This window comes from Nocardiopsis chromatogenes YIM 90109 (assembly GCF_000341185.1).
GTDB classification, from domain to species: domain Bacteria; phylum Actinomycetota; class Actinomycetes; order Streptosporangiales; family Streptosporangiaceae; genus Nocardiopsis_A; species Nocardiopsis_A chromatogenes.
Window position 1 is genome coordinate 1 of the sequence record NZ_ANBH01000296.1, and the last position, 14,748, is coordinate 14,748.

Annotated in this window: 15 protein-coding genes; 10 read left to right on the forward strand and 5 right to left on the reverse strand. The window is 74.3% G+C overall.

All coding sequences use genetic code 11. The features are described 5' to 3' along the window. Positions 1 to 142 precede the first annotated feature (142 nt). Complete coding sequence (locus D476_RS0126460; RefSeq protein WP_017626917.1) at positions 143 to 1,315, forward strand: anhydro-N-acetylmuramic acid kinase; 1,173 nt, start codon at positions 143 to 145, stop codon at positions 1,313 to 1,315. An 82-nt stretch (positions 1,316 to 1,397) separates the two neighbouring features. Further along, complete coding sequence (locus tag D476_RS0126465) at positions 1,398 to 2,054, forward strand: sigma-70 family RNA polymerase sigma factor (protein ID WP_017626918.1); 657 nt, start codon at positions 1,398 to 1,400, stop codon at positions 2,052 to 2,054. A gap of 135 nt (positions 2,055 to 2,189) precedes the next feature. Here D476_RS0126465 and D476_RS0126470 read toward each other — a convergent pair whose 3' ends face one another. From D476_RS0126470 to D476_RS34690, 3 genes are read right to left on the reverse strand one after another with little or no spacing between them, the layout of a single operon-like run. Further along, positions 2,190 to 2,585: a VOC family protein gene (locus D476_RS0126470; protein WP_017626919.1), complete on the reverse strand. Its 396-nt coding sequence runs from the start codon at positions 2,583 to 2,585 to the stop codon at positions 2,190 to 2,192. 46 nt (positions 2,586 to 2,631) lie between these two features. After that, complete coding sequence (locus D476_RS0126475; RefSeq protein WP_017626920.1) at positions 2,632 to 4,110, reverse strand: NADH-quinone oxidoreductase subunit NuoF family protein; 1,479 nt, start codon at positions 4,108 to 4,110, stop codon at positions 2,632 to 2,634. Next, positions 4,107 to 4,985: a ferric reductase-like transmembrane domain-containing protein gene (locus tag D476_RS34690; RefSeq protein ID WP_152529447.1), complete on the reverse strand. Its 879-nt coding sequence runs from the start codon at positions 4,983 to 4,985 to the stop codon at positions 4,107 to 4,109. Before D476_RS34690 ends, D476_RS0126475 begins: the two co-directional genes overlap by 4 nt. A gap of 187 nt (positions 4,986 to 5,172) precedes the next feature. On the opposite strand from D476_RS34690, the gene D476_RS34695 reads away from it, so the two are divergent. The 4 genes from D476_RS34695 to D476_RS0126500 all read left to right on the forward strand — a co-directional run bounded on the left by D476_RS34695 (position 5,173) and on the right by D476_RS0126500 (position 9,647). Further along, positions 5,173 to 5,751: a COG4315 family predicted lipoprotein gene (locus D476_RS34695; RefSeq protein WP_017626921.1), complete on the forward strand. Its 579-nt coding sequence runs from the start codon at positions 5,173 to 5,175 to the stop codon at positions 5,749 to 5,751. Further along, entirely contained in the window at positions 5,723 to 6,418 is a 696-nt protein-coding gene (locus D476_RS0126490; RefSeq protein ID WP_026123877.1) for a DUF4142 domain-containing protein, read from the forward strand. The genes D476_RS34695 and D476_RS0126490 overlap by 29 nt, the downstream gene beginning before the upstream one ends. A 170-nt stretch (positions 6,419 to 6,588) precedes the next feature. After that, positions 6,589 to 7,632, forward strand: coding sequence for a DUF1996 domain-containing protein (locus D476_RS0126495; protein WP_026123878.1), 1,044 nt, complete (start codon positions 6,589 to 6,591; stop codon positions 7,630 to 7,632). A gap of 173 nt (positions 7,633 to 7,805) precedes the next feature. Further along, positions 7,806 to 9,647, forward strand: a complete 1,842-nt coding sequence (locus tag D476_RS0126500; protein WP_017626923.1) for a phosphoenolpyruvate carboxykinase (GTP) — start codon at positions 7,806 to 7,808, stop codon at positions 9,645 to 9,647. A gap of 70 nt (positions 9,648 to 9,717) precedes the next feature. Here D476_RS0126500 and D476_RS0126505 read toward each other — a convergent pair whose 3' ends face one another. Both D476_RS0126505 and D476_RS0126510 read right to left on the reverse strand, forming a co-directional pair. After that, positions 9,718 to 10,455: a YqeB family protein gene (locus D476_RS0126505; RefSeq protein WP_017626924.1), complete on the reverse strand. Its 738-nt coding sequence runs from the start codon at positions 10,453 to 10,455 to the stop codon at positions 9,718 to 9,720. Positions 10,456 to 10,573: 118 nt separating this feature from the next. Further along, positions 10,574 to 11,785 (reverse strand): pyridoxal phosphate-dependent aminotransferase, encoded by a 1,212-nt coding sequence (locus D476_RS0126510; protein WP_017626925.1) that lies wholly within the window; start codon positions 11,783 to 11,785, stop codon positions 10,574 to 10,576. A 78-nt stretch (positions 11,786 to 11,863) separates the two neighbouring features. On the opposite strand from D476_RS0126510, the gene D476_RS0126515 reads away from it, so the two are divergent. From D476_RS0126515 to D476_RS34700, 4 genes are all read left to right on the forward strand, one after another. After that, a complete protein-coding gene (locus tag D476_RS0126515; protein WP_017626926.1) occupies positions 11,864 to 12,520 on the forward strand; it encodes a winged helix-turn-helix transcriptional regulator in 657 nt (218 codons plus the stop codon). 72 nt (positions 12,521 to 12,592) lie between these two features. Beyond that, positions 12,593 to 13,693, forward strand: coding sequence for a WD40/YVTN/BNR-like repeat-containing protein (locus D476_RS0126520; protein ID WP_017626927.1), 1,101 nt, complete (start codon positions 12,593 to 12,595; stop codon positions 13,691 to 13,693). Positions 13,694 to 13,697: 4 nt separating this feature from the next. Continuing rightward, positions 13,698 to 13,976: a MoaD/ThiS family protein gene (locus D476_RS0126525; protein WP_017626928.1), complete on the forward strand. Its 279-nt coding sequence runs from the start codon at positions 13,698 to 13,700 to the stop codon at positions 13,974 to 13,976. Positions 13,977 to 14,109: 133 nt separating this feature from the next. After that, on the forward strand, positions 14,110 to 14,748 hold a 639-nt coding region (locus D476_RS34700), incomplete at its 3' end, for a DinB family protein (RefSeq protein WP_017626929.1).

Below are 14,748 nucleotides of genomic sequence, written 5' to 3' on the forward strand. Positions count from 1 at the left end.
CCGGGTGGTGGTTGGCCCCGGGTGGTGGTTCGTCCCCGCGAGTGGCCTGTGCCCTCCCCCGAGCGGTCCGTGGCCCCGCCTCCCGCCTACACGCGGTTCCGGAGCGTCGGTTCCGGGAAGCGGGGAATGACGGTCCCCGGAGGTGGTGTCCGTGATCGTCATCGGACTCTCATCAGGGACCTCGGTGGACGGCATCGATGCCGCCGTGGCCGACCTTCGGCTGGAGGGCGACGAGGTCCGCCTCGATCCGCTCGGCCACCTCACCGCCCCCTACCCGCCCGCCGTCCGGGACGAGGTGCTGGCCGCCCTTCCGCCCGCCACGACCACCCTCGAACAGGTCTGCCGGATCGACACCGGCATCGGGCGCGCCTTCGCGGACGCCGCCCGCACCGCCATGGCCGAACTGTGCCCCGGCGGCACCGCCGACCTCGCCGTCTCGCACGGCCAGACGCTCTACCACTGGGTCGAGGACGGCGCCGTCCAGGGCTCGCTCCAGCTCGGCCAGCCCGCCTGGATCACCGAGGCCACCGGCCTGCCCGTCGTCTCCGACGTGCGCGCCGCCGACATCGCGGCGGGAGGCCAGGGCGCGCCGCTGGCCTCGGTCTTCGACGTCCTCTGGCTCTCCGGCCTGGGTGCCCCCGCCGCCGCCCTGAACATCGGCGGCATCGCCAACCTGACCGTCGTCTCCCCGGACGCCCCGCCGACCGCCTTCGACACCGGCCCGGGCAACGCCCTCCTCGACGCCGCCGCCGAGCTGGCGCCCGGCACCGGGCGGATGGACGCCGGAGGGGAGCGCGCCCTCCGCGGCCGCGTGGTGCCCGAGCTGATGGAGCGCCTCCTCGCGGAGCCCTACTTCGCCCGGCCCGCCCCCAAGACCACCGGCAAGGAGCTGTTCAACACCGCCTACCTGGAGCGCGCGCTCGCGGGGGTGGACGCCTCCTGGGACGACGTGTTCGCCACGCTGACCGACCTGACCGCCGTGACCATCGCCGACGCCTGCAAGGCCCACGGCGTGGGCGAGGTGGTGGCCTCCGGGGGCGGCGTGCACAACCACGGCCTGATGCAGACCCTGCGAGCGGCGCTGGTGCCCGTCCCGGTCCGGGGTTCGGAGGCGTTGGGCGTGGACCCCGACGCCAAGGAGGCCTACCTCTTCGCGCTCCTGGGATTCCTGACCTGGCACGGCATCCCGTCGACCGTCCCGGAGTGCACCGGGGCCGCACACCCGGTGCTGTCGGGGCGGGTGGGGCGCCCGGCGCCCGACGCGCCGCTCCCGGCGCGGCTGCGGATCCGCGGCGACGCCCATTCGGGTGTTTAGGCCCGGACGGTGTCACCGTGCCGCTGGTGCCGATTCGCCCGATCGGTGTACCTGATCATGGTTCATCGGTGACCATGTCCCTGTGCGCGGATCCGCCGGACCCGGGGGCGGGGCGGGCGCGGACGGACCGGCGGTCGGCGGGCGCGGCGACGAGCTCGTCGCACTGCTCTACCGGGAGTTCCGCGCCCCCCTGCTGCGAAACGTGCGCCTGCTGACCGGCGGCGACGAGCAATGGGCCGAGGACGTCTTCCAGGAGGCCGCGCTGCGCGCCTGGCGCCGCGCCGACGGCCTGAGCAGGGAGCGCGGTGAGCTGTGGGCGTGGATGATGACCGTGTCCCGCCGCATCGTCATCGACGACCGCCGCCAGCGCGGCACCCGCCCGGCGGAGGTCGAGGCCGAGCGGGGCGAGGACCCGTCGGTGCCGGACGCCTCCGAGCCGACCCTGTCGGCCCTGGTGCTCGCCCAGGTGCTGCCGGTCCTCGCCGAGCACCACCGTGAGGCGCTGGTGCTCGTCTACCTGAGGGACCTGTCGGTGGGCGAGGCCGCCGAGGAGATGGGGGTCCCGCCGGGCACGGTGAAGTCCCGGCTCCACTACGGCCTGCGCGCCCTGCGCGAGGCGGTCGGCCCCGAGGAACCGTCCTCCGACTCGGTTGCCCCTGCCGACGGGTCGGGGGAGGCAACCGGTGGCCGGGGGAACGGCCGGGCCGACGGGGGCAACGGGGGCATCGGTGCTTCGTAGGCGCGTGCCTGATTCGTGAGCCGCGGCGGTTGCCCAACCCTGCTTGCCGGGCGCCGGGTCGGCGGAATGCGAGGTGGCTGGGCCGCCGCCCCACCGTCACCGTCGTCGTGCTCGGCGTCTGGGCCCTGGACGTGTTCAGCCCAGCAGGTCCCAGCGGTTGCCCGCGATGTCCAGGAACACCGCCACCCGCCCGTAGGGCTCGCTTCGCGGCTCGCCTACGAAGCGGACCCCGGCGTCGACCATTCGCGCGTAGGCACTGTCGAAGTCGTCTACGCGCAGGAAGAGCCCCACGCGTCCTGCCCACTGGTCGCCGACGGCCGCGGTCTGGCGTTCCCCGTCGGCGCGCGCGAGGAGAAGCCCCGTGCCCCCGCCGGGAGGACGTACGACGACCCATCGCTTCGGCCGACCGTCGGCCGACGTCAAGGCGGGGGAGTCCTCGACCAGCTCGAACCCCAGAGCCTTGGTGAAGAACTCGATCGCAGGATCGTACTCCTCGACGATGACACTGACGTGATCCAGGCTCATCTCCATGCCGCCACTGTAGGGCTGCGCGATTCCGCACCCCCGCCGCTCACCCCTACCGCGGCGGTGTCTCGGGCGACAGCCGCAGGGCCAGCGCCGGGCACATGTCCACGGCCTTGCCCGCCTCCTCCGCGAAGCGTTCGGGGACGGTGACCTCCGGCGCCTCCGGGTACCCGTGCCGGTCCAGCCGGATCAGCCCCGGGGCCAGGTGCGCGCACAGCCCGTGTGCATCGCACCTCGACCAGTCCACCGTCAGCCGCGACTGCGCGGCGGCGTCCCCGGGGAGCGGCAGCACCTTCCGCACGCGGGGGCGGCACGACCCGGTCACGGCGTGCACGGCGATGTCGTCGCGGAAGGCCTCCAGCGCCGACGCCGCCAGCCGCGCCGCGCCGTCCGGGTGGGCGCACGCCCCCCGGCCCGCCCCGATGCCCGCGGCCTCGGCGACCGCCTCGGGCGTCCCCTCGCCCCCGGCCAGGTCGCCGAAGGCGCGGGCCAGCCGCGGCAGCCCGCGCACGCACGGCCCGCACTGGCGGGCGTTCTCCTCGGCCAGGTAGTGCAGGACGCGGGCGGTCTCCTCCAGCGGGCAGGCGTCCGGGCCGATCGGCAGCACGATCCCGGCCCCGAGCGCCGCGCCCCGCTCCTCCATGCCCGCGCGCGAGAGCACGGCCCCCGCGATGTCCCTGGGCGCCAGCCACGCCCCGTGGTACCCGCCCACGAGCACGCCCCTTCCCGGCTCGGCCCCGCACGCCTCCAGCACCTCGTCCAAGGGCGTTCCCAGCGGCGCCTCCACGACGGCGGGGACGCGGGCGGCCCCGCCCACGGTGAGGAGCAGCGTCCCCGGTTCGCCGGGGGCGCCGACGACCCCGAACCGGTCCGCCCCCAGGGCCGCGAGCACCGCGAGCTGGGCGTAGGTCTCGGCGTTGGACAGCAGCGTCGGCAGCCCGTCCACGCCCGCGTCGCTGGCGCGCCGCTTCACCCCCGGCGGGACGGGCGTGCTCCCGTTGACACCGCGCACCAGGGCCCCGCCCTCCCCGGACAGGAACCGCTCGGGCAGGCGCACCACCCGCACCGCCGGGCCGGGCCCGCGTTCGGCGATCGCGTCCAGCAGGGACCGCTCGGCCCCGCCTCCGCCCGTGGTGCCCACCACCACCTCGTGGGCGTCCAGGGCGGAGGCGGCCAGCTCGGCGCCGTCCAGCACCAGGTGCGGGGCGCGCTCCAGCAGTGTCCGGTCCTTGCGGCTGCCCGGCTCGCCCTCGGCGGCGTTGACGACCACGCGGGCCGGGCACCCGCGCCGTCCGCACGCGCGCAGCACGGCGGCGAGCTTGCGGGCGAACGGGAAGTGCGCCCCGCCCCGGCCGCGCAGCTCGCCCAGGCCCGCCAGGGCCACCAGGTCGTCGGGGCGCAGCCGGGGCGGCGCCGGGTGCAGGGCGCGGTGGCCGTCCAGGTCGAGGCGGGCCCCGCCGTCCAGCCCGGCGGTCAGCCGCGCCGGACCCAGGGCGCGCACGGCCGTCGGGGCGTCCGCCGCCGCGCTCACCGCCGCCCCTCCCGGATGGCCGCCCAGAACTCCAGGTCCTCGGCGAGGCCGTCGCCGTCCCGGGGGGCGGCCGGGCGTCCCTGCGGCCCGCCGCGGTCTCCCGGGGGTGCGACAGGCCCGTTCGGGCCGTCCTCCGGGCCGCCGGAGCGGACCACGGTCACCCGCCGCTCGGCGTCGGCGCGGCCCCGTTCGGGCCCGGCGGCGACCAGCAGCCGGGCCGCCAGGGCCAGCCCCACGGCCGCCAGGCACAGCGCGTACCCCGCCACCACCCACCCGGAGGGCTCGCGCCCGGCGGTGAGCCCGTGCACGATCGCCAGCGGCCAGCACAGGTAGGCGCCCACGTGCACGGCCCGCCACAGCCGGGGGCGTCCGCCGCCGGTGAAGCGGCGCCGCAGCAGCCCGGTCACGACGATGACCAGCAGCAGGTCGGTGGAGAACGCGCCGAAGGCGACCGCCGCGTCCGCCCCGAACGGCAGCACCGCCTGGTGGGCGGCCACCCTGCCGAACGCCACCTGCAGGGCCACGTGCGCGAAGAGGAACCCCACCGCGGCCACCGCCACCGAGCGGTGCACCGCCTGCAGCAGCACACGGTGCCGCACGTCCAGCACGATCCGGTCGGTGGCGAGCAGTCCGCAGACGGTCGCGGCGGTCAGTCCGAGCAGCGCGAGCACGCCCGACATCGCCCAGAGGAAATCCTGGAACGCGCGCAGGAAATCCAATTGGCGCGGCGCCGCAACGGCGAGGACGGTGTTCGATATAACTAGTCCGATTAGGAGGAACGCGTGGGCGGCCAATGGCCGCCGCCGCGCCTTGAAGGTGATATCGATCGAGGTCAGAGACTGTTTGAGTGTCTGCACGACGGTTCGCTCGGGCATTATCCGCCTCCACCTGGCACGGGTGGGTGACAGAACATAGCATGCGCGGTGCGCATGTGGGCGGATTCGAGAAAATCGCTTGCGCGGTGAACCGGTGGCGGCTGTCGTGCGTATCTCTAGGCGATAACGACCGTGAAACAGGTGGGAAACTGTTGCGGTCGATGACCGTGGACCCGATGGAGGGACCGTGAAGGCACCCGGAACGACCGCACTGGTCCTGGCCGGCGCAGCGGCGGCGGTGCTCGCCGCCGGATGCGGAGGCCCGGGCGAGACGCCCGAGTACGACGCGGCGCCCGCCGAGGAGGAGGCCGGGACTTCCCCGGACGCCCCCGACGGAGCGCTTGCGGTGCGCGAGGCCGCCGGCGTCGGCGAGGTGGTCACCGACGCCGACGGCTACACGCTCTACATGTACACCCCGGACGGCGCCGAGGCCGCCGCCTCCTCCTGCACCGGCGACTGCGCGCGGCAGTGGCCCCCGGCGGCCGCCGGGGGCGGTGATCCCGAGGGCATCGACGCGGACCTGGTCGGCAGCATCGACCGCGAGGACGGCGAGCCCCAGGTCACCCTCGACGGGCGCCCGCTGTACCGGTACGCGGGCGACGTGGAGCCCGGAGACGTGAACGGCGAGGGTGCGGGCGGCCTCTGGTACGCCGTGGCGCCCGACGGCGGCAAGGCCGCGGAGGCCGCAAAGGCCGAGGAGGGCTCCGAGGACGGCGGCGACGGAGGCGGATCCGGATATGGCGACGACGGCGGATACGACTACTGACCCGGCCCCCGGGCGCGGGCGCCGCCGCCTGGGCATGCGGCCCCTGTCCTCCCTCGGCGCGATCGAGTTCGCCGGGGTGGCCGCGTTCCTGGTGATCACCGCGATCACGGTGTTCATGGTGGTCCCCAACGGGTCCATGTCCGCCACCGGCCTGTTCTGGCGCGAGTGGGAGATGACCGACTACGGCCCCCTCGGCCCGGCCGACCGCGACGCCCTCGCCAAGGTCCGCCAGGCCAACCTGTGGGAGATCCCCACCGGGCAGCAGGCCGAGGAGCGCGCCCGCAGCGACCGCGTCCGCGAGGTCGGCGGCATCCTCGCCGACGACCACACCCGGATGGACGAGCAGGTCCGGGAGGTGGCCCACGAGCTGGAGGTGGAACTTCCCACCATGCCCAACGCACAGCAGCAGGGCTGGATGGACGAGCTCGCCGGGCTCTCCGGCGACGCCTACGACCGCACCGCGGTGAACCGCCTGCGGTTCGCCCACGGCGAGGTGATCCAGGTGCTGGCCGAAGTGCGGGCCGGCACCCGCAACACCCTCGTCCGCTCCTTCGTCCAGCACGCCGTGTTCATGGTGCTCAAGCACATCACGCTGCTGGAGAGCACCGGCCTGGTGGACTTCGAGCGGCTCCCCGAGCCGCCGCCTCCCGAACGCCGCCGGGGCTGACCCCGGCGCGCCACGGGCGCCGCCGCGGCGCCCGCCCGTCCACCCCACACATGACGGAAGGCCCGACGATGACGAACCCCCGCAACCCCGGCAGACCCTTTCCCCGAGAGCATTCACGCGAGCGGCGCGCGCCCCGGGACCGGCGCGGGCGCCCCCGGCACCGGACGCCCGTGCTCCTCGCGGCGCTCGCCGCGGCGGGCACCCTCGCGGCGGCCGCGCTCGTCGCGGCGGCGGCCGCGCCCCCGAACGCCGTCCCGGTCGGCGGCGGCGCCCGGCAGGAGGCCTACGGCGACGGAGGCGGCGACGGCCCGCCCGGGTCGGGCCCCGGCCCCGACGACTTCGTCGACATCCGCGAGGTCCCCCCGGCGCCGCCCGGCCCGCAGCCCGGCGACGCGGGCGGCGCCGACGGCGTCTACCGCGCCGACTGCGGCCGCAATGAGAACGGCCTGTTCAACTCCGAGAACGTGATCGTCGCCCCCGGCGTGCCCAACGGCGCCCAGCACACCCACGACTACGTCGGCAACCAGGACATCAACCGGTTCACCGACGACGTCGATGCCAACAACGCGATCCTGGCCGAGGGCGACACCAGCTGCGCCGACGGCGACCGGTCCATGCACTACTGGCCGGTGCTGCGCGACATCACGCAGGAGGGCGCCGACGCCGGCGCGCCCGGCGGCGGCCTGGACGGCAACGTCGGCCGGATCCTCACCCCGAAGAGCGCGACCATCGAGTTCCGCGGCAACGCGGTCGACGAGGTGGTCGCCATGCCGCGCTTCCTGCAGGCCATCACCGGCAACGCGCGCGCCGCCACCAGCGGCGGCGAGAACGCCAACGCCCAGTGGACCTGCACCGGGTTCGAGGACCGGATCTCCACCGACCGGTACCCCCTGTGCCCCGACGGCAGCGATGTGACGAGGGTCATGGACTTTCCCAGTTGCTGGGACGGGCGGAACACGGTGAGCGAGGACAACCGCTCGCACATCGTCTTCCCGGACCCGGAGACGGGCGCCTGCCCCGACGGCACGCGCCCCGTCCCCCAGCTGCGGCAGACCCTGGTCTACGAGGTGCCCGAGGGGCCCACGTTCGCCGTCGACGGTTTCCCCGAAGAGGGACACGCGGCTGTGACGGATCACTCCGATTTCATCAACGTGATGCCCGAGGGCCTCATGGAAACGGCCGTGACCTGCATTAACACCGGTCGCGCCTGCTGAGGCGCCATCGCGACACGCGCTGCGGGCCGGGTGGGCGACACCCGGTCCGCAGCGCTCTATCGTGGGGCGACGGCGAGAAATAGACCACCGGTCTAAACCTGTTGTCCAGACCAACTGGCCGGTTACGGCACTCGTCGTCGATGATGCGGACCAGACGACGAGAAGGAGCCGCTGTGTCTGAGACCGTTCCCGCCCCGGGCGTCGAGTCCGCCGACCCCACCAGCCATGACGCGCCCACGACCCATAAAGAGCTGGTCACGTGGGTCGACGAGATCGCCGAGCTGACCAAGCCCGACGCGGTCGTGTGGTGCGACGGGTCGGACGCCGAATGGGAGCGCCTGACTGGTCTACTCGTCGAGAAGGGCACGTTCGTCAGGCTCAACCCGGAACTGCGCCCCAACAGCTTCTACTGCCGCTCCGACCCCGGCGACGTCGCGCGCGTGGAGGACCGGACCTTCATCTGCTCCGAGCGCGAGCAGGACGCCGGTCCGACCAACAACTGGATCGCGCCCGACGAGATGCGCGCGACCTTCGCCGACGTGTTCGACGGCTGCATGCGCGGGCGCACCATGTACGTCGTCCCGTTCTGCATGGGCCCGCTGGGCGGCGACATCTCCCAGCTCGGTGTGGAGATCACCGACTCGCCCTACGTCGTGGTCTCCATGCGCATCATGGCGCGCATGGGCGACGCCGCCCTGCGCCTGATCGAGGAGCGCGGCTCCTTCGTCAAGGCCGTCCACTCGGTGGGCGCCCCGCTGGAGCCCGGCCAGGAGGACGTCGCCTGGCCCTGCAACCCCACCAAGTACATCTCGCACTTCCCCGAGACCCGGGAGATCTGGTCCTACGGGTCGGGCTACGGCGGCAACGCCCTGCTCGGCAAGAAGTGCTACGCCCTGCGCATCGCGTCGGTCATGGCGCGCGACGAGGGCTGGATGGCCGAGCACATGCTCATCCTGAAGGTCACCCCGCCCAGCGGCGACCCCAAGTACATCGCCGCGGCCTTCCCGAGCGCCTGCGGCAAGACCAACCTGGCCATGCTGGAGCCGACGATCCCCGGCTGGAAGGTCGAGACGGTCGGCGACGACATCGCCTGGATGCGCTTCGACGACGAGGGCCGCCTGCGCGCCATCAACCCCGAGGCCGGGTTCTTCGGTGTCGCCCCGGGCACCGGCGAGTCCACCAACGCCAATGCGGTGCGCACCCTGTGGGGCAACAGCATCTTCACCAACGTCGCCCTGACCGGCGACGGCGACGTGTGGTGGGAGGGCCTGACCGACGAGGCGCCCGCGGACCTCACCGACTGGAAGGGCCGCCCCTGGACGCCGGAGTCCGGCGAGCCCGCCGCCCACCCCAACGCGCGCTTCACCACCCCGGCCGGGCAGGCCCCCACCATCGCCCCCGAGTGGGAGGACCCGGCGGGCGTGCCGATCTCGGCGATCCTGTTCGGCGGCCGCCGCGCCACCGCCGTCCCGCTGGTCAACGAGGCCTTCGACTGGCAGCACGGCGTGTTCATGGGCGCCAACGTGTCCTCGGAGAAGACCGCCGCGGCCGAGGGCACCGTGGGCGAGCTGCGCCGCGACCCCTTCGCGATGCTGCCGTTCTGCGGCTACAACATGGGCGACTACTTCGCCCACTGGCTGGAGATCGGGCGCGCCACCGACGCCGAGAAGCTGCCGCGGATCTTCTACGTCAACTGGTTCCGCAAGGACGCCGACGGGCGCATCGTGTGGCCCGGGTTCGGCGAGAACGCGCGCGTCATCAAGTGGATCGTGGAGCGCCTGGAGGGCACGGCCGACGCGCAGGCCACCCCGATCGGCCACCTGCCCACCCCCGAGTCCATCGACACCGAGGGCCTGGACCTGTCGGCCGAGGACCTGGAGTACCTGCTCACGGTGGACCGCGCGACCTGGCGCCAGGAGGCCGGGCTGGTCCCCGAGTTCTTCAAGACCTTCGGCGACCAGCTCCCGCCGGAGCTGTGGGAGGAGTACAACAAGCTGACCGACCGGCTGGGGTAGCGCGCCGGCTCCGGCCGGCGGACGCGCGGCGGGGAGGCCCCCACCAGGGGTGGGCCTCCCCGCGCCCGTGTCAGGCCCCGTCCGCGCCCTGGGCCGGGACCATGCGGAAGTACTGCCGGTCCTTGTCCTCGCGCACGACCACCCCGAGCTCGGCCAGCTCGCGCCGGAGCTCCTCGGCGTCGTCGCCCTCGGCGTCGTCCTTCAGGGCCTCTCTGCGGGCCCGAAGCAGCGCGTTGGCGGCGGGCGGCAGCTCCGGGAGCCCGTCGACCCAGCGCCGGAACTCCCCGGCGTGGGGGTCGGCCTCCAGCCACGGCCAGCCGTTCACCCGGAAGGCCTCGGCGACCCGCTCCTCCTTGAGGTCGCAGGGCATGCGCTCCAGGACCCGCCCGTCGCCGCCGAGGAGCACGAGCCGCTTGCCGGTCATCCCCCTGCCGTCGATGAAGGCGCCCTCCACGCTGCCCCGCGCGTGCTCGTGGGTCCGCCCGCGGCGGGTGAGTTCCACCCCGTCGGTGCGCACCGCCACGGTCAGCGCGTCGTGGTCGACCATGAAGGCCAGGACGAGGCCGCCGACCGCGCCGAGCACCCCGGCGCCGACGGTCGCCCAGGGCTGGGGGATCGACTCCAGAAGTTCCAGGGGGCCTTGGAAGGGCGCCCAGGGCAGCGAGATGATCCACTGGGCCGCCCCCTTGACGAGCAGCCCGGCTCCGATCCCGAGGACGGGCAGGGCCAGGCGGATCCAGGCGGGGTGGGCCACCACGGCGGCGCCCCCCGCGGCGCCGCCGGACGTGGACGCGTCGTTGACGTGCATGTCTTCGACGCTAGGGCCCGGGGGCGGCCCGCCGCGTCGGTCGGCGGCATGGATCGGCGCGCTCCGTGTCGTTCCTTGGTATGACCGGGGCGCGCACTCCGGCGCCCCCCGGGGGGCCCTACTGCCGGTAGCCCGACAGGAACCTGCCGATGCGGCCGATGGCGGCGTCGATGTCGTCGGGGTGGGGCAGGGTCAGGATGCGGAAGTGGTCGGGGCGCGCCCAGTTGAAGCCGGTGCCCTGGACCACGTGGATCTTCTCCTGGAGCAGCAGGTCCAGGACGAACCGCTCGTCGTCGGCGACCGGGTGCACCTTCGGGTCCAGGCGGGGGAAGGCGTACAGTGCGCCCTTGGGCTTCACGCAGGACACGCCGGGGATCTCGTTCAGCCGCTCCCAGGCCCGGTCGCGGCTCTCGCACAGGCGGCCGCCGGGCAGCACCAGGTCCTCGATGCTCTGCCGCCCGCCGAGGGCGGCCTGCACCGCGTACTGCGCCGGGACGTTGGGGCACAGCCGCATCCCGGCCAGTGTGGTCAGGCCCTCCAGGTAGTCGCGGGCGTGCTTCTTGGGGCCGGTCACCGCGAGCCACCCGGACCGGAACCCGGCCACCCGGTAGGCCTTGGACAGGCCGCTGAAGGTCAGGCAGAGCACGTCGGGGGCGAGCGGGGCGGGGCTGTGGTGTTCGGCGCCGTCGTAGAGGATCCGGTCGTAGATCTCGTCGCTGAAGACGATGAGGTTGTGGCGGCGGGCCAGGTCGCAGATGCGCTCGACGACCTCGCGGGGGTAGACCGCGCCGGTGGGGTTGTTCGGGTTGATCAGCACGACCGCGCGGGTGCGGTCGGTGATCTTGGACTCCATGTCGTCCGGGTCGGGCAGCCAGTCGGCGGACTCGTCGCAGGTGTAGTGCACCGGGGTGCCCCCGGCCAGGGCGGTGACGGCGGTCCACAGGGGGAAGTCGGGGGAGGGGATGAGGACCTCGTCGCCGTCGTCGAGCAGCGCCTGGACGGCCATCTGGATCAGCTCGGAGATGCCGTTGCCCAGGTAGACGTCGTTGACGTCCAGCTCGGGGAAGCCGCGCGCGGTGTAGTGCTGGACCACGGCCCGGCGGGCGGGGAGGATGCCTCGCGCGTCGCTGTAGCCGTGCGCGTTCGACAGGTTCCGGACGATGTCCTGGACGAGGGCCTCGGGCGCCTCGAACCCGAACAGGGCCGGGTTGCCCGTGTTGAGGCGCAGCACGCTGTGCCCGGCCTCCTCCAGGGCGTTGGCCTGCTCGATGACCGGCCCGCGGATCTCGTAGGAGACGTTGCTGAGCTTGCCCGACTGCTTGTACTCCATGGTGTCCTCCCCGTGGTTCCACTTGGTTCTACCAAGTGAGCACTTGGAAAGTCCAACTCATTGTCTACACTGAGACGCATGCCGCGCCGAAGCTACGACCAGTACTGCGCCGTCTCCCGCGCCCTCGACGCCGTCGGCGAGCGCTGGACCCTCCTCGTGGCGCGCGAGCTCCAGGCGGGGCCGCGCCGCTACACCGACCTGCACGCCGACCTCCCCGGGGTCAGCACCGACGTGCTCGCCTCGCGCCTGCGCGACATGGAGCGCGACGGCCTGGTCGTGCGCCGTCCGCTCACTCCGCGCGGCGGCGCCGCCCTCTACGAGCTGACCGGGCGCGGCCGGGCGCTGCTGCCGGTGCTGCGCGCCCTCGCCGAGTGGGGCGCCCCCGAGTTGGAGAGGCGGCGCCCCACCGACGCGTTCCGGGCGCACTGGCTGGCGCCGCCGCTGCTCGGCGTGGTGGAGCGGGCCTGCCCGGAGGCGTCCGGAACGGTGGAGGTACGCCTGGAGACCGGAGTGTTCCACGTGTGGTCGGCGGGGGCCGAGGGCGGGGAGGGCGGCTACGGCGACGGGCCCGCCGAGCGGCCCGACGCGGTGCTGGCGCTGAACGAGGAGGCGTGCGTGCGCATCGTCCGGGGCGCACTGGCCCCGGCCGAGGCCGTGGCGCGCGGCGAGGCCGCCGTCGAAGGGGCGGGGCCGCTCGCCCGCGCCCTGGGGGCGGTGGAGTTTACCCCGTCTTGAGCGTGACGCGGGTCTCGATTGTCGTCCCCCCGTGCGAAGGTGTGGCCTACGACTCACCGTAGGGGGATCGACATGACGTATCTGCTGCTCATCGGCACCCGGAAGGGGCTGTTCAAGGCCACCAGCGACGACCGGCGCGCCTGGGAGGTCAGCGGCCCGCTCAAACTCGACAAGGAGTCCTGGACCGACATGATGGGGGTCTACGCGGTCGGCATCGACCCCCACAGCCGGCGCCTCCTCGCCGGTGCGGAGAGCTCCCACTTCGGGCCCAGCGTCTGGTACAGCGACGACCTCGGCGCCACCTGGAACGAGCCGGAGGAGCGCCCCATCGCCCTGCCCGAGGACGCCGAGGAGTCCTTCACCCGGGCCTGGCAGTTCGCCTTCACCGACGAGCCCGGCACCGTCTACGCGGGCGCCGAGCCGCACTCGCTGTTCCGCTCCACCGACGGCGGCGAGCACTTCGAGCTGGTGCGCGCGCTGTGGGACCACCCGCACCGCAAGGACTGGTTCCCCGGCGCCGGGGGCGGCGCCGTCCACACGATCATCCCCGGCAAGGTCACCGCCCAGGGGTCGGACCCGCGCGCCATGACGGTGGCCATGTCCACCGGCGGCGTCTACCAGACCCGCGACGCCGGGGCCTCCTGGGAGCCCGCCAACAAGGGCGTGACCACCACCTTCATGCCGGACGAGGTGCCCGAGTACGGGCAGTGCGTGCACAAGGTCTCCGTCGGCCCGGACGGCGCGTTCTACCTGCAGAACCACCACGGGGTGTTCCGCAGCGAGGACCCGGCCGCCGGGTGGGCGCCGATCGCCGACGGGCTGCCCTCGGACTTCGGCTTCGCCATGGTGGCCCACCCGCACCGGCCCGGCACGGCGCTGAACTTCCCGGTCATCAGCGAGGCCTGCCACCTTCCGCCGGACCACCGGCTGCGGCCCTTCCGCACCGAGGACGCGGGCGCCTCCTGGGGCGCCTACGACGCCGGGCTGCCGACCGACCCCTACTTCGGGATCGTGCTGCGCGACGGCGCCTGCACCGACGGCGCCGACGACCCGGGGTTCTACTTCGGCACCCGCGCGGGCGACGTGTACGTGACGACCGACTCCGACGGGCGCTGGCACCCGGTCGCCGAGCACCTGCCGGACGTGCTGTGCGTGCGCGCGGCGGAGGTGTAGGGCCGTGGCCGTGACGGTGATCCTGCCCCAGGTGCTGCAGTCCGACGCGGGCGGCGCCAAGCGCGTCGACCTGCCCTCCGCCCCGGACCTGCGCGGGGTCCTGGACGCGCTGGCCGAACGCCACCCCCGGCTCGACCGCCGGGTCCGCGACGAGCAGGGGGCGCTGCGCCGCTACGTCAACGTCTTCGTCGGCGACGACGAGTGCCGGGCGGTGTCCGGCCTCCAGACCCCGGTCCCCGACGGCACGGAGGTGCGCATCCTGCCCTCGGTCGCCGGGGGCTGACCGGCCGCGCACCGGGACGCCCCCGGCGCCTTCGCCGGTGGCGGAGAAAACTCCCCCGCCACCGGCGAGTTTCGCGTGCCCGCGGAGTCCTATCCCTGTGGGCGCGCGAAACCGGACCGTGAGGGGTGCTGCCATGGTGCACAGGGTCGGCGGGGACACCGTCGGAACGGGCGGGCACGGCGGGGCCGGGGGCCGGAGAGGCCCAGGCGGCCGCGCCGCCGCCGAAGGGACCGGCGGGTTCGTCCCCGACCACGCCTACGCGCTGCTCGAACGGGCCGTGGGCGCCGTGCTGCGGGCCGCCCAGCACGCCCGGCCCGAACTCTTCGGCCGCCCCACGCCCTGCGCGTCGTGGAACCTGGAGATGCTCCTGCTGCACACCGCCGATTCGCTGGACACCCTGGGCGAAGGTCTCGGCGAGGGGCGGGTGGCGCTCTTCTCGACCACCGCCGCGGGCCACGACGCCATCTCCGAGGTGCGCATCCGGGCCTGCCGCCTGCTGCGCCTGCCCGCCCCCGGGGGCGAGGCCGCGGTGGCCGACCGCGCCCTGGGAGCCGCGGCGCTGGCCGGTGTCGGGGCGCTGGAGGCGGCGGTGCACGCCTGGGACATCGCCGCGGCCTGCGGGGCGCCGTCCCCGGTGGCGCCGGACCTGGCCGCCGACCTGCTGCCGGTGGTGCCCCTGGTGGTCACCGACGCCACCCGCCACCAGCTCTTCGACGACCCGGTCCCGGCCCCGCCCTGGGCGGGTGCGGCCGACCGGCTGGCGGCCCCCCCC

What these genes read in the sequence shown, in the direction of transcription:
- D476_RS0126470 (WP_017626919.1), bottom strand. Translation starts at nt 2,585, where the DNA reads ATGGAGATGAGCCTGGATCACGTCAGTGTCATCGTCGAGGAGTACGAT.
- D476_RS34690 (WP_152529447.1), bottom strand. Translation starts at nt 4,985, where the DNA reads ATGCCCGAGCGAACCGTCGTGCAGACACTCAAACAGTCTCTGACCTCG.
- D476_RS0126490 (WP_026123877.1), top strand. Translation starts at nt 5,723, where the DNA reads ATGGCGACGACGGCGGATACGACTACTGACCCGGCCCCCGGGCGCGGG.
- D476_RS0126505 (WP_017626924.1), bottom strand. Translation starts at nt 10,455, where the DNA reads ATGCACGTCAACGACGCGTCCACGTCCGGCGGCGCCGCGGGGGGCGCC.
- D476_RS0126510 (WP_017626925.1), bottom strand. Translation starts at nt 11,785, where the DNA reads ATGGAGTACAAGCAGTCGGGCAAGCTCAGCAACGTCTCCTACGAGATC.
- D476_RS0126515 (WP_017626926.1), top strand. Translation starts at nt 11,864, where the DNA reads ATGCCGCGCCGAAGCTACGACCAGTACTGCGCCGTCTCCCGCGCCCTC.
- D476_RS0126520 (WP_017626927.1), top strand. Translation starts at nt 12,593, where the DNA reads ATGACGTATCTGCTGCTCATCGGCACCCGGAAGGGGCTGTTCAAGGCC.